Annotated in this window: 10 protein-coding genes; 4 read left to right on the top strand and 6 right to left on the bottom strand. The window is 65.2% G+C overall.

Annotated features, from left to right (window positions below):
* Positions 1–54: 54 nt before the first annotated feature.
* From fabD to VAE54_RS01680, 5 genes are all read right to left on the bottom strand, one after another.
* Positions 55–1,002, bottom strand: a complete 948-nt coding sequence (fabD, locus tag VAE54_RS01700; protein ID WP_322800198.1) for an ACP S-malonyltransferase — start codon at positions 1,000–1,002, stop codon at positions 55–57.
* Positions 999–1,943: a hypothetical protein gene (locus VAE54_RS01695; protein ID WP_322800197.1), complete on the bottom strand. Its 945-nt coding sequence runs from the start codon at positions 1,941–1,943 to the stop codon at positions 999–1,001. The genes fabD and VAE54_RS01695 overlap by 4 nt, the downstream gene beginning before the upstream one ends.
* 380 nt (positions 1,944–2,323) lie before the next feature.
* Entirely contained in the window at positions 2,324–3,085 is a 762-nt protein-coding gene (locus tag VAE54_RS01690) for a ParA family protein (RefSeq protein WP_322800196.1), read from the bottom strand.
* A 65-nt stretch (positions 3,086–3,150) separates the two neighbouring features.
* Positions 3,151–4,539, bottom strand: a complete 1,389-nt coding sequence (locus VAE54_RS01685) for a replication-associated recombination protein A (RefSeq protein ID WP_322800195.1) — start codon at positions 4,537–4,539, stop codon at positions 3,151–3,153.
* Positions 4,540–4,556: 17 nt separating this feature from the next.
* Positions 4,557–5,261 carry a guanylate kinase gene (locus VAE54_RS01680; protein ID WP_322800194.1) on the bottom strand — a complete coding sequence of 235 codons (705 nt, stop codon included), beginning with the start codon at positions 5,259–5,261 and terminating at the stop codon, positions 4,557–4,559.
* Between the two features lie 360 nt (positions 5,262–5,621).
* Between VAE54_RS01680 and VAE54_RS01675 the strand changes: the two genes are divergently transcribed.
* The 3 genes from VAE54_RS01675 (at position 5,622) to coaBC (ending at position 8,029) form a co-directional block, all read left to right on the top strand.
* Entirely contained in the window at positions 5,622–6,053 is a 432-nt protein-coding gene (locus tag VAE54_RS01675) for a zinc ribbon domain-containing protein (RefSeq protein ID WP_322800193.1), read from the top strand.
* A 100-nt stretch (positions 6,054–6,153) separates the two neighbouring features.
* The gene (gene xpt / locus VAE54_RS01670) at positions 6,154–6,726 is read left to right on the top strand and encodes a xanthine phosphoribosyltransferase (RefSeq protein ID WP_322800192.1); all 573 of its coding nucleotides are present in this window, start codon (positions 6,154–6,156) and stop codon (positions 6,724–6,726) included.
* A 76-nt stretch (positions 6,727–6,802) separates the two neighbouring features.
* Complete coding sequence (gene coaBC, locus VAE54_RS01665; RefSeq protein ID WP_322800191.1) at positions 6,803–8,029, top strand: bifunctional phosphopantothenoylcysteine decarboxylase/phosphopantothenate--cysteine ligase CoaBC; 1,227 nt, start codon at positions 6,803–6,805, stop codon at positions 8,027–8,029.
* Positions 8,030–8,150: 121 nt separating this feature from the next.
* Here coaBC and VAE54_RS01660 read toward each other — a convergent pair whose 3' ends face one another.
* Complete coding sequence (locus VAE54_RS01660) at positions 8,151–8,693, bottom strand: CvpA family protein (RefSeq protein ID WP_322800190.1); 543 nt, start codon at positions 8,691–8,693, stop codon at positions 8,151–8,153.
* A 555-nt stretch (positions 8,694–9,248) separates the two neighbouring features.
* Between VAE54_RS01660 and secA the strand changes: the two genes are divergently transcribed.
* Positions 9,249–13,322 (top strand): preprotein translocase subunit SecA, encoded by a 4,074-nt coding sequence (secA, locus tag VAE54_RS01655; RefSeq protein WP_322800189.1) that lies wholly within the window; start codon positions 9,249–9,251, stop codon positions 13,320–13,322.
* Positions 13,323–13,482 lie beyond the last annotated feature (160 nt).

Raw genomic sequence — 13,482 nt, 5'->3', positions numbered from 1 at the left:
TCGATTTCTTCTGGGAGCAGGTGCGCCAAAGGTGCGTCTATTGCATCCGAGCGCTCAGGCCAGCGCTCGCAAGGCCTGCTCCAGGGTCTCAGGGTCCTCCACTCGAAGCGTGCGGGCTTCCGGAGCGATCCGGCGGATCAGGCCACTTAACACATCCCGGGGGCCAAATTCCACAAAAGCCCCGACGCCGTTCTCGAACATCCACTGCACGCTCTCCGTCCATCGGACCGGCGCGGTCAGCTGCTGGGCCAGCTCCGCCCGCAGGTCTTCGGGATCGCCCTGGAGCGGGCGGGCCTGCACGTTGCTGATCACCGGGATGCGGGGCCGGTGAAAGGGCGTGGCCTTCAACGCGGCCCGGAAGGGCTCCACCGCGGGGGCCATCAATGGGGAATGGGCGGCGATGCTGACCGCCAGCGGGACGACCCGTTTGGCCCCGCGACTTCGGGCGAGCTCGCTCGCCCGCGTCACCGCGGCCTTGCCCCCGGAGATCACCAGCTGGCCCGGGCAGTTGTCATTGGCGACGACGACCGCTTCCCCGGTTTCCTGGCTGGCCTCGGCGCAGATCGCCTCCAGAGCGGCCCGCTCCATCCCCAGCACGGCGGCCATGGCCCCCGGCTGTTGCTCCCCCGCCCACCTCATCAGACGTCCCCGCTCCTGCACCAGGCCCAGGGCGTCCGGAAAAGAAAGGGCGCCTGCGACCACGAGGGCGGTGAATTCCCCCAGGCTGTGGCCAGCCACGAAATCGGGCGTGGGTCCCCCCCGGGCCTGCCAGGCCTGCCAGGCCGCGATGGAGACCGTGAGGATGGCCGGCTGGGTATAAAAGGTGTCGTTCAGCTGCGGCTCCGGCCCCTCGAAGCACAGGCGGGAGATGGCGTAACCCAGCCGGACATCCGCTTCCTCGAACACCTTGCGGGCTTCGGGGAAGGCCTCGTAAAGGGCCCGGCCCATCCCTACATATTGCGAGCCCTGTCCCGGGAAAACAAAAGCGAGGCGCCCGTTCATGCGTTGCTCCTGGGGTTCGGAGTGAAGGTCTGGACAATCCGATCGATGAGTTCCAGGAAGAACCGTTGCCGGAAGCCGGCAATGAAAGCCAGCAGATACATGAAGAGTGGATTGGCCGGCGTAGGCGTCCCCTGGATGGTGAGGAAGCCCACGGTGATGATCATATAGATGATCATCCCGATCATGCTCCCGAGGAGCGGCTGGACGAGATACCACATCACATACTGGCGATCGAAATCTCGTTGGATGGCCACATGCCAGTAGAGGCTGTAGAAGATGCCGCATACTCCGCCCAGGCCGCCCCACATGATGGGCTCCCAAATGCCTTCGTAGCCCGAAGGGACCACCCGGGCGCTGTAGCCTCGGCCCTCCGTCAGCGCCCAGAGATAAAGCCCCAGCCAGGCGGCGCCCCAGAGGAAGACAAAGAGCCCGTAGGTATAGGACCAGCGCCATAGCCGACGGGCGATGGCGTAGCGGGTCTGGGCGAGGCTGTAGTAGTATTCCGCCTCATCGTAGCCGTCGGGGGAGAGCAATGCCTCCCGGGCCTGTTTCAGCCACGTCAGCGCCTGCTCTGCGGTTCCCGGATCGGGGATCGCCCCGCTGGCGATGCGGCGGTAAAGCTCATCGATCCGCGTGTGGAGTTGACGGACATGGGCTTCATCCACCCCGCGAGAGCGCGTTGCCTGTGGTTTCTCCAGAAGGCCAGATGGAGTGGGGACCTGTTCCATCGGTCGCTCTCCTTCGGCAGGGGTTGCGGCCATCGCTTCCGGGGAGCCCTCGATCGGGTGGAGGGCTTCCGGCATCAGCAATCCGGGAATGCGCAGGGCCCGCATCGGCGCCCGGGGGTCCACGGCGACGGTCTCCGTGGGCGCGGCCGTGGGCTCCCAGCGCCAGTCGGGCGGAGGCGCCCAGTTCGGGATCTCGAGGCGGGCTGAGGCCACGCGTGCGGCCTCCAGGGCGAGAAACCGGAATCCATCGCCATCTTCCGGCGGGAGCGAGGCGGCGTCCGCCGGAGCATGGGACGGTTCAGGCGGACGGCTGAATTGAGGAGAGGGAGCCGGGGTTTCCGGGCCCCCCTCCCGACCTTCTGGCACTCCCCTGGAGGAAGGGGTGGAAAGGGATTCTCCCGAACGCGGCTCCGGCCCGGAAGCCGACATCTCTGGCCTGCGCGCAAGAGGATCTACGGGCTCCACCCATTCGGTGAGCCCGTCGAAGAGCGCTCGACCCCGGCCGCGAATGGAGATCTCAGGCTTTCCTCGCTTTCCCATTGGGCATCGCTCAGACTTTATATAGTAGGGCAACTGCACGCAGTTGCCCTACTTCACCTCCCGCTGGCCTCCTCGATCAGCGCAGCCAGTCGCCGATAGGCCTGGGCCCCAGGGTGGTTGGCCATGTAATCCAGAAGGCTCTGCCCGGCGACCGGAGCCTCAGCGAACCGGATGCTTTGAGGGATGAAGACCTGGAACACTTTTCTCCCGAAAGCGGCCGTCAATTCCGCGAGTACGTCCCGATGATGGCGCAGGTGGAGCTGCACCATCGTGGGCAGGATGCCCATCAGCTCGATGGAAAGCCCCAGTTGCTGGCGTAACCGCCCCACAGCGATCAGCAGCCCTTTCAGGCTGCGAAGGGAGAGATAATCCGGCCGGATGGGGATCAGGAAGGCATCGGCGGCGGCGAGGGCGTTCACCGTGAGGGGGCCCAATCCGGGCGGTGCGTCGATCAGGATGTAGGCATAACGCCCCTGCACCGGTCGAAGGGCCTCTCGAAGCTGGTAAGGCCAGCGCGGGCGCTGGTGCAGGATCAGCTCCGCCTGGTTCAGCTGAAACGAGGCGGGGGCGATATCCAGACCTGGCCGCAGGTTCCGGATCACCTGGGTGATCGCAATGCCTTTTATCAGCGAGGCCTCGACGGTTGGCGAGAGATCCTCGTTTAACCCGAAAGCCGCCGTTAACGCCGCTTGGGGGTCGAGATCCACCAGCAGGGTGGATGCGCCGCGCTCCGCCAGCGCGACGCCGAGATGAACCACCGTCGTGGTTTTGCCCACCCCCCCTTTCTGGCTGACTACGGCAATGGTTCGAGCCACGTGGACCTGCCTTCGGCTCTGCGGGCCGATGCGAGCGGATCAGGAATTATGTCGTTGGGCCTGAATCAGGAAGATGCCTCGCCCCTTTCACCCTCCGGCATCGGAGATCCAGGGCCTTCAGATCCCTCCATATGCTCTCCCCACCAGCGGCGGAGCCGCTCCGCGATCTCCCGTTCGTAACCCTGGTCAGATGGCGCGTAAAAGCGAACGCGGGGGAGCCCGACGGGCCAGTAGGATTGCCGGACGAAGTGCCCCGGAAAAGCATGCGGATATTGATAGCCCCGGCCATGGCCCAGGGCCTCGGCATCGCGGCTGGCGTCCTTCAGGTGGGCGGGGACCTCACCGGCCCCGTGAGCGCGAAGGAATTCCAGAGCCTGGAAAAAGGCCCCCGTGCGGTTGCTCTTGGGGGCAGTCGCCAGATACAGCGTGGCCTCCGTTAGATGATAGGCGGCCTCGGGCATCCCCACCCACTCCACGGCCTGGGCGCATGCGGCGGTCACCACGATCGCCATGGGATCCGCCAGTCCCACATCTTCCGCCGCCAGGATCAACAGACGCCGCATGATAAACCGGGGATCCTCGCCCGCCTCCACCATTTTCGCCAGCCAGAGCAGGGCGGCATCGGGATCGCTTCCCCGGATCGACTTGATGAAGGCGCTGATCGTATCGTAATGGGCTTCCCGGTCGTAAGCCAGCGCCCGCCGCTGGACAACGGCCTGGGCGATTTCCATTGTGATGCGGATGGTCCCATCCGGATCGGGGGAAGTCGCGCTGACGGCCAGCTCCAGCGCGTTCAGGGCGCTGCGGGCGTCCCCTTCGCTCAGGCGGGCCCAGAATTGAAGCACCTCTTCGGGGACTTCGATCGGCTGCCCCCCGTAACCGTTCTCCGGATCCGAGAGCGCGCGTCGAAGCAGCTGAAGGATCTCCTCTTCGGTCAGAGGCTGGAAGGAGAAGACGCGGGAGCGGGAGACCAGGGCGGGGACGACGGCGAAGTAGGGGTTCTCGGTGGTGATCCCGATGAAGACCACCGTGCCGTCTTCCACGTAGGGCAACAGGGCATCCTGTTGCACCCGGGTAAAGCGATGCAGCTCATCGACAATGAGGATGGTTCGCTGACCATAGAGACGGCGGCGATCCTGCGCCTCCTGAATCACCCGGCGGAGGTCCGGGAGGCCGGCGGTGACCGCGCTCAGAGTCTCCACATGGGCCCGGGCCGCCTGGGCGATCAGCAGAGCCAGAGTGGTCTTGCCGGTGCCTGGCGGACCCCAGAAGATCATGGAGTTCAGCAGCTTCCCTTCTTCGATGAGGCGTCGAAGGGGTGCGCCGGGCCCGATCAGGTGAGCCTGGCCCACGAATTCTTCAAGGCGTCGAGGGCGCAGGCGCGCGGCCAGGGGGGCTTCCCGCCGAACCGCTTCCGCCTGGCTATAGGAGAAAAGATCCTTCTTTCCGGCCATCTCGGCGGGATGTCCTTTCATTCGCCTTGCGGGTCTCGAGCCGAAAAGTCCCGATCCGCCTGCCGGGGATGCACCCGGCAATGCTCCGCCCGGATGATCGCCAGGATATCATTCACCGCCTCGTCCAGCCGTTGATCCCGATTCACGACCACATAATCGAACTCGGCCCAGTGTTTCAGCTCCTCCTCCACGGCCTGGAGCCTCCGGGCGATCGATTCGGTGGTTTCCGTGCCGCGGGCCCGGAGGCGCTCGATCAGCTCTTCCCGGGAGGCAGGGATGACGAAAATGAATACCGCGTCCGGGATCAGGCGACGGAGCGTGGCCGCCCCCTGCACATCCACGCGCAGGATGACGTCCTTCCCGCTGGCCAGGGCGTTTTCGATCTCCCAGCGGGGGATCCCTTTATAGTCTCCATAAACGATCGCATATTCCAGGAACTCCCCGGCCTGGATGCCTGCTTCAAACTGTTCCCGGGAGAGGAAATGATAATCCACGCCATCGACCTCATCCGGGCGAGGGGGACGGGAGGTGGCGGTGACCACGAAGTGGAAAGGAACGTTCAATTCCTTCATCCGCCGGATGAGGGAATCCTTCCCGGCTCCGGAGGGCCCCGAGATCACCACCACCAGGGGCCGGGCCGGACGCTGAGCCAGTCCCTCCAGCGTGGAAGGCTCCTTTAATGGAATTGCCTCGGACGTCTGGGGACCTTTCCGGTCGCTCATCGGGCTCCATGAGCTCGAAGGTGGTCGGTTCGGGACGCGCGCAGCTGGATTTTGGCTCTCCATGGGGGCCGGGGGGAAGAACGGGCAATGGATCGGAAGGCCCGCCCGGCCCCGGATCGCCGGGAGCTCCCTGGCTTCTCATTTTACCCGCGAGCGGGAGGAAGCGGCAGGGGATCCGGGACCTCCGGTTTTCGTTGCCATGGAGTTCCTCCCGCACGGATGTCATTTACCCATCTGCTCGCCCGGCCATCCAACCCACTCCCTGGGTTCTGAGCTCTATCGGCGGAAATCCCTGAGGCTCCTGTAGGAGCGCTCTCTGGATATAATGGAGAGCGAATCCGGGAAACGGAGGGGGAGAGGATGCCTATCTATGAGTATCGCTGCCGGCAATGTCGTCGTCGGGTTACGGCGTTCTTCCGCACCTTCTCCGAGGTGGATCACAGCCAGGTCGCCTGCACCTACTGCGGCAGTCGCGATCTGGTCCGGTTGATTTCCCGGGTGCGGGTGCTCCGCTCAGAGGAATCCCGCCTGGAATCCCTGGCGGATGCAGACTGGATCGGGGATGTGGATGAGAAGGATCCGCGCTCCATCGGCCGCTGGATGCGCCGGATGACCCAGGAGCTGGGCGAAGAGCTGGGGGATCTGGGGCCGGAGTTCGAGGAGGTGATCGAGCGCCTGGAGGCCGGCCAGACGCCGGAGGAGATCGAGAAGGCAATGCCCGAGCTCGCCGGCGAGGGAGGGGAGGGGGAAGGAGGAGAGGAGGGCGAGGCCGACCTGGAAACGGAGGATTGAGGATTGCGCGGGATCCGGGGGCTTTTTGAGGTTTGCGGAGAAGCGAAAGCCTTAGCAATCTGGATCATGATCTTGTTGCAATGCAAAGAGGAGGGACCCTGTGGAAGCCCTGCGAGAGGCCATCCGTCGTTACGGCCGCCATTTGGGGAACGGCATCATTAAAGTGGACGCCTTCCTGAACCATCAGATCGATCCGACCCTGATCGCGGCCTGCGGCCAGGAGCTCGCCCGGCGTTTTCGCCCCCGCAACCCCACCAAAGTGTTGACCGCGGAGATCTCCGGCATCGGGCCGGCCCTGATGACCGCGTATGCCCTCGGGGTCCCGCTGGTCTTCGCCCGCAAGCATAAGCCCCTCACCATGGGGGAGGATGTGTTCTTCGCCACCGCGCCTTCGCACACCAAGGGGGGCGATGTGACGCTGCTGGTGGCTGCGGATTACCTCCGGCCCGGGGATCGCGTGCTGATTGTGGACGACTTTCTGGCGACGGGGGCTACGATCCTGGCCCTGGCCCGGCTGGCTCAGGCGGCCGGCGCGCAGGTGGTCGGGATCGGAGCGGTTATCGAAAAGCGCTTTGAGGGAGGTCGGGATCGGCTGCAAGCGCTGGGCGTGCCCATTGAGTCCCTGGCCGTGGTGGTCGGTGTGGAGGGGGATCAGATCCTGCTGGAGGAATAGGGGCGGAGCGCCTTCGTTATGAATGGATGATCCGGAACGCATCCGGCTTGCTCATTCTCCCTGGGAGCGCAGGGGTGTGGAAGCGATCCCGGTTTTCAAACAGCGGCGGGTGATTCTCGGGGTCACGGGCGGCATCGCAGCGTATAAAGCGGCGGACCTGGCCAGCAAGCTGACTCAAGGGGGGGCGCAGGTGGATGTCGTGATGACCGCTGCCGCCACTCGCTTCGTGGCCCCGCTCACGTTTCACGCGCTCACGGGTCGACCGGTGTGGACCGATCTGTGGACGCCCACGCCGGAGACGGCGATCCCTCACGTGATTCTCGGGGAGGCAGCGGATCTGGTGGTCATTGCGCCGGCGACGGCGGATTTCATCGCCAGGATGGCCCACGGGCTGGCGGATGATCTGTTGAGCGCGCTGTGCCTCTCCACGCGGGCTCCGATCCTCATCGCCCCGGCTATGGATGGGGGAATGTGGACGAACCCGGCGACCCAGGAAAACGTGGAGCGCCTTCGGGCGCGAGGGATCGAGGTGGCGGGCCCCGCCTATGGGCGGATGGCCTCCGGTCTGGAGGGCTGGGGCCGCATGATCGAGCCCGCCGAGCTGATCGGGCATATCCGTCGGATCCTGGGCCGTAAGGGGCCCCTGGCCGGCCGCCGCGTGGTGGTGACCGCCGGCCCCACCTACGAACCGATCGATCCGGTTCGATTTATCGGGAACCGCTCCTCGGGGAGGCAGGGCTTCGCCCTGGCCCAGGCCGCCCTGGATCGCGGCGCGGAGGTGGTGCTGATCGCCGGCCCGGTGGCCCTGGAGACCCCGGTGGGTGCCCGCCGTATTGATGTGGGAACTGCGGCGGAGATGGCCGAAGCGGTCTGGCGGGAATGCGGGGAAGCGGACGTCCTGCTGATGGCCGCGGCGGTGGCCGATTACCGTCCAGCCCGGGCGCAGCCGTTGAAGATCAAGAAGGGGGCCGCGTTCACCCTGGAGCTCGTGGCCACGGTGGATATCTTGGAGGGCGTGGCGGCCCGCCGGGTGGAACGGGGAAAGCCCCGGGTGGTGGTGGGCTTCGCGGCCGAGACCGGGGATCTGCTGGAGAACGCGTGGGCAAAGCTGCAGGCCAAAGGACTCGATCTCATCGTCGCCAATGACGTCACCGAGCCCGGGGCCGGGTTTGCCGTGGAGACGAACCGGGTCACCCTGATCGACGCGCGGGGACGCGTGGAGCCGCTTCCTCTGATGAGCAAGGCCGCCGTCGCGGAAGCCATCCTGGATCGCGTGGTCGATCTTCTGCAAGAAAAAGGGTAGCATATGAGCTTTCCTCTATGGACTTTGCGGATCATAGGCCGCTGCACGCGTCCCATCCGGCTCTTCATTAGAGGAAGAGCCAGTCCGCCTCCCGGATTCATGGCGGGGGCGCGTATCCTGCTCAGGGCCACCCGGTCAGGATGGGGGGAAGAGGGTGCATCAACAGCCGGATAGGAATGAGGGCATAGTTCTTGAAGAGCATCGCCAGGGTGGGAAGCGTGATGGAGGCGCTGAAATCCGAGCGGATCGCCGCCGCAAGGGGGGCCAGCTGCCACGTCCATGGAACGGTGAGACTGTAGAAGAGCAGGGTGAGAACCGCTCCGACCAGGACCAGCCACCAGAGGAGCCCGCCGAGTCCCCCCAGCAGGTAATCCATCAAGCCCAGGGCCGCCAGGCGGGTCTGCCGATAAAAAGTGAAATTCAAAAGCTCCAGCCCGATGTAGGCGATCAAGAAGATCGTAACAAAGAAGAATATAGAAGTTTCTACGGTGATTAAACCCACAGCGCGGGTGAAGGCGGTCACCATGAGATCTTGAAGGCCAATGGCAAGCACCAAGGCGAGATAAACGGAGGCCAGGCTGAGGATTTGTTTGACCAGCCCTCTGCGTCCTCCGATAAGCCCGCTGATCAGCGCCCCAAGCACCAGCACCAGATCGAAAATCATCCTGTCCTCCTCTGATTCGAGGATCCAGACCGTTGCGGTGGAGGAGCGAGGGGGAAAGCCCCTGTTCTCCCCTTGCAACCATTTGCCTTCATTATAGCGAAAGGGCGGGTTCGGTTAAGCGACCTGTGCCCTCCGGCTGGATCCCATAAGGGATTTTCACCGATTCAGGGGTTGGGGCCGCCGAAGGCGTTCTCCTATCCCCTTCTCTCCAGGTCGCGGCGTGCGGCCATTCGCTCTTTCGGAATCCGGGCCCGCCCGGATCCGAAGGGATCCATGGGCCAAGCGAAAGGCCAGGCCAACAGAACGCCAGGCTGGATGTTCTGGATTAAACTTAAACAGAGAAAGCGGGCCGTCCTGTCCCGGGGTCCTTTTCACGGCATTAGGATGGTGCTTGATCCTGCGCGCATGGATGGGGACGGCGCCGCTGGCCTTCCTCAGCCGCTTTCGAGGCTGGGCCGGCCGCCGGGGCTGTCCCGCCTCATCCCTCAACCTTCACCGAGGGCGGGATCCATTCCTGTATAAACGCAAGACTCCATATGGTCGGAGAGGCGAGCGATGCTGAAACAGATCCTGGGGAAGATCCTGGGAGATCCCTCTGATCGCTGGTTGCGCCGGTGGGCTCCGCTGGTGGAGGCCATTAACCGCCTGGAGCCGGAGTTCGAGGCGTTGACGGATGCCGAATTGCGGGGGATGACCGACCGGTTCCGGACGCGGATTGCGGAGGCGATCGCCAGCCATCGGGAGGCGTATCGCCGGGCCTATCTGGCCTGGCTGGTGGAGCGGGATCCAGATCGACGCACTCAGCTGGAATACGAAGTGAAGCAGCGCCTGTCCGAGTTGCGCCAGGCGGAGGAGGCGATCCTGGAAGAGCTCCTCCCTCAGGCTTTCGCTGCCGTGCGGGAGGCTTCAAAGCGGACCCTGGGGTTGCGGCATTACGACGTGCAGCTGCTGGGGGGCATCGCGCTCCACTTCGGCAAAGTCGCTGAAATGAAGACCGGCGAAGGGAAGACCCTGGTCGCCACCCTTCCCCTCTACCTCAACGCCCTGCTGGGGCTGGGCGCTCATCTGGTGACGGTAAACGATTACCTGGCCCGGCGAGATGCCCGCTGGATGGGTCCGATCTACCATATGCTGGGCCTTCGGGTGGGGCTGTTGCAGGCCGGGGAGGGCAATGCTTACATTTATGACCCCGATTACGATGGGGGAAAGGAGGATTTCGCCCAGCTGCGTCCCGTCTCGCGCAAGGAGGCCTACCTGGCGGATATCACCTATGGGACGAACAATGAGTTCGGCTTCGATTACCTTCGGGATAACATGGCCTTCACCCTGGAGGCGCGAGTCCAGCGGCTGGAGCGTCCACACCGTTACGCCATCGTGGACGAGGTGGACAACATCCTGATCGATGAGGCGCGGACGCCGCTGATCATCAGCGGCCCAGCGGAGGAGGCGACCGAGGAATACATCCGGTGGGCTCAGATCGTGAGGCAGCTGCGGCCTGGCGATTACGAGATCGATGAGAAGCACCGGACCGTCCATCTCACCGATTCCGGCTATGACCGGGTCGAGCAGCTCATCGGCAAACCCCTCTTCGATCCGGAACGCCCCGAGGAGCTGACCCCCGAACAGATGAAGATGATCCACCACCTGGAGCAGGCCCTCAAGGCCCAGTTCCTCTATCATCGCAACCGCGATTACATCGTGCAGGGGCGTCAGGTGGTGATCATCGACGAGTTCACCGGCCGCCTCATGCCGGACCGCCGCTGGTCCGATGGCCTGCACCAGGCGATTGAAGCGAAGGAAGGCGTGCCCATCCGCCCGGAGAACGTCACCTATGCCACCATCACCATCCAGAACTACTTCCGCATGTATGAGAAGCTGGCCGGGATGACCGGCACCGCGGCGACGGAGGCGGAGGAGTTCCAGAAGATCTACGGGCTGGATGTGGTGGTCATCCCCACCCACCGTCCGATGATCCGCGTGGATCACCCCGATGTGATCTATCGGACAAAGGAGGCCAAGCACCGGGCGATCCTCCGGGAGATCGTCCAGATGCACACGATGGGCCGGCCAGTGCTGGTGGGGACCACTTCGGTGGAGGCCTCGGATTACCTGAGCAAGCGTCTGCAGGCCGAGGGCCTGCGCTGGCTGGCGCTGGTGGACCTGGTGAAGGATGCGTTGCGGCGTCGCGAAGCCGATGGGAAAGATATCCCGCTCTCCGAGGAGGAGCGGGGACTTCTCGGCCAGCCGCCGGAGAAACTGCCTGGGGGGAAGCTCCGGTCCTGGGCCCGGGCCCTGGGGCTGGATCCAGATCCGCTGTCCCCGGCCAATCTGGAGCGTCTCGCGGCGTTGTGGCGGGTGGACCAGCCGGATCGGCTCCGACGGGTCCTGGAGCATGGGGTTCCCCATGAGGTGCTGAACGCGCGTCATCACGACCGGGAGGCGCGCATCATTGCCCAGGCTGGCCGGGTCGGAGCGGTGACCATCGCCACCAATATGGCGGGGCGTGGTGTGGACATCAAACTGGGCGGCGAGCTGCCGGAGGAGGTGCTGGGGGATGTCAACCGGGTCCTGCGTCGGGCCGGGTTCAACCCTTATGAGATGACATTTGAGGAGCGGGCTGCGGCGCTGCGCCAGCTGGATCCCTCTCAATATGGGCTGTATCGGGAGGCGGTGCAGCGCTTCCTGGAGCATATCGAGGGCGAGCGCACGGTGAAGGCGCTGGGGGGCCTTCACGTGCTCGGCACGGAGCGCCATGAGGCACGGCGGATCGATAATCAGTTGCGCGGCCGCGCCGGCCGTCAGGGAGACCCGGGCTCCTCCCGTTTCTATCTCTCGCTGGAGGACGACCTGCTCCGGCGATTCGCCGGGGATCGCCTGCGCGGCTGGATGGAGCGTGTATGGGGAGATGACGATGAGCCGCTGGAGCATCCCTGGTTGAACAAAACCATCGAGGAGGCCCAGCGGCGAGTGGAGGGCTACAACTTCGACATCCGCAAGCACCTGCTGGAATACGATGATGTCCTCAACCGCCAGCGCGAGCTGATCTACGGCCAGCGCCTCCGGTTGCTCCTGCGGGACGATCTCCACGACGATCTCTGGGCGATGGTGGAGGCGGAGGTCGGACGCCGGCTTCAGCAGATGAAGCCCGGCGAGGGATGGAAGGTCATCGAGTGGCTGGACAGCGTTCAGCCACCGATGGTGCTGAGCGACGGCCAGTTCCTTCCTTCCTTCAGCCTGGCGTTGCTTCTGGATCGCCTGGCGTCCGGGGAGCCTTCCCTCCAGAAGGTTGCCGGATTGCTTCATGAGGCGGCGCGGGCAGCGGCCGCTCACTGGGCGGAAGCAGCCGCCCGGGCCGTCCAGGCGGTGGCGGAGCGCAGCCGGGATACCCTCTCGGATTGGGTGGATGCGGCGGAGCGGGCGTTTGAGGACTGGCTTCAGGAAGGCTCGGAAGGCCGCCAGGGGTTGAATCTGCACAACCTCCTGGAGCGAGTGCGTGAGCTGACCGGCCTGGAGATCCGACTGGAAGGCCTGCGGGCCGCCGCGCCGGAGGAGGTCCGGGAGCGCCTGATGGAGGCGGTGCGGGAAGCCGGGCATCGCGCGCTGCGCCTGCAAGCCCTCACCGCGGCGGTCCGGCGAGCGGGCGTCGGGCTCACCCTGGGGGAGATGGATCTGCTGGAGACGCCATGGGAGGAGCTGGCCGAGATCATCCGTGAGGGGATTCTCCAGGAAACCCGGGCCCGGCTGGAAGCCCACCTTCGGGAGGTGGAAGGGATCCTGGCCGATCGCCTGAACGGCCAGCGGGATCCGGCCGCGCTGGCGCAGGCGCTCTGGGAAGCCCAGTTCACCCGGCAGACCGCCTTTGATACGCGGACCCATCAACGGGTGACGTATGCGCAGGTGGTGTTCCCGCTCTCCTATCTGGCCGGGCAGCTGCTGGAGGAGATCCCCGCATCGGAGCGCGGCCCGCGGATCCTGGAGCATCTCCACGGGGTGCTGGAAGCCCGTGAGGAGGAGCTGGGCCGTTCGGTATGGGTTTCGATGGCGGAGCAGCGGCCCGTCGATCTGGAGGAGGCGACCCGCCTCAGCCTGATGAGCTGGCTGGGGGCGGAGCGATGGACGATGGTGGCGGAAACCCCCTTCGGGCACTGGCCGCCGGAGCTTCAGGAGGAAGCCATCCGGTTCTTTGGGCGTCGGGCCTTCTCCACCGCGGCCCGTAACCTGTTGCTCAGTCTGATCGGTCAACTATGGGTGGATTATCTCACGGCGATTGAGAACCTGCGGCAGGGGATCGGGCTGGAGGCGTTCGGCCAGCGGGATCCTCTGGTCGAATACAAGCGGCGGGCTTTCGAGATGTTCCAGGATCTGTTGACCAACATCCGGGCGGAAACGGTGCGGCGGCTTTTCCTGATCGCGCCCACCGGCCAGGCCCTGGCCCGAGAACGCCGGGGCGCCCCCGCATCCCGAGCGCAGGTCCAGTCGGACACAGCCTCCCGCTCCATCGGGCGGAACGACCCGTGCCCATGCGGCAGCGGCAAGAAGTATAAGCATTGCCATGGCCGGCCGGGGGCACCCCCTCTGCCGGGAACGACCTCCGCTCCTCCATCGACAGCCGAACGCCGTCGCCGATGACTACAGGAGTTGCCCAGGAGGGGGCGCCTCTGGCGACCCGTTCCAGCGTGTACTTTTTCTTCTCCGAGGCCCGGAAGGCCTCAGGGAGGGGTCATCCTGCCGCTCCCGTGGTTCCTGGGGGCCGCTCTGACTGGCCACGGCGGGCCTTTGGCGGGGCTAT

It is taken from the genome of Thermoflexus sp. (genome assembly GCF_034432235.1).
Lineage (GTDB): Bacteria > Chloroflexota > Anaerolineae > Thermoflexales > Thermoflexaceae > Thermoflexus.
Note: the sequence above shows the minus strand (reverse complement) of the source record. Positions and strands in the feature narration are given on the sequence as shown.

Excerpts from the sequence above, each read along its gene's own strand:
- fabD (WP_322800198.1), bottom strand. The coding sequence starts at position 1,002 with ATGAACGGGCGCCTCGCTTTTGTTTTCCCGGGACAGGGCTCGCAATAT.
- VAE54_RS01685 (WP_322800195.1), bottom strand. The coding sequence starts at position 4,539 with ATGGCCGGAAAGAAGGATCTTTTCTCCTATAGCCAGGCGGAAGCGGTT.
- VAE54_RS01680 (WP_322800194.1), bottom strand. The coding sequence starts at position 5,261 with ATGAGCGACCGGAAAGGTCCCCAGACGTCCGAGGCAATTCCATTAAAG.
- VAE54_RS01675 (WP_322800193.1), top strand. The coding sequence starts at position 5,622 with ATGCCTATCTATGAGTATCGCTGCCGGCAATGTCGTCGTCGGGTTACG.
- VAE54_RS01660 (WP_322800190.1), bottom strand. The coding sequence starts at position 8,693 with ATGATTTTCGATCTGGTGCTGGTGCTTGGGGCGCTGATCAGCGGGCTT.
- secA (WP_322800189.1), top strand. The coding sequence starts at position 9,249 with ATGCTGAAACAGATCCTGGGGAAGATCCTGGGAGATCCCTCTGATCGC.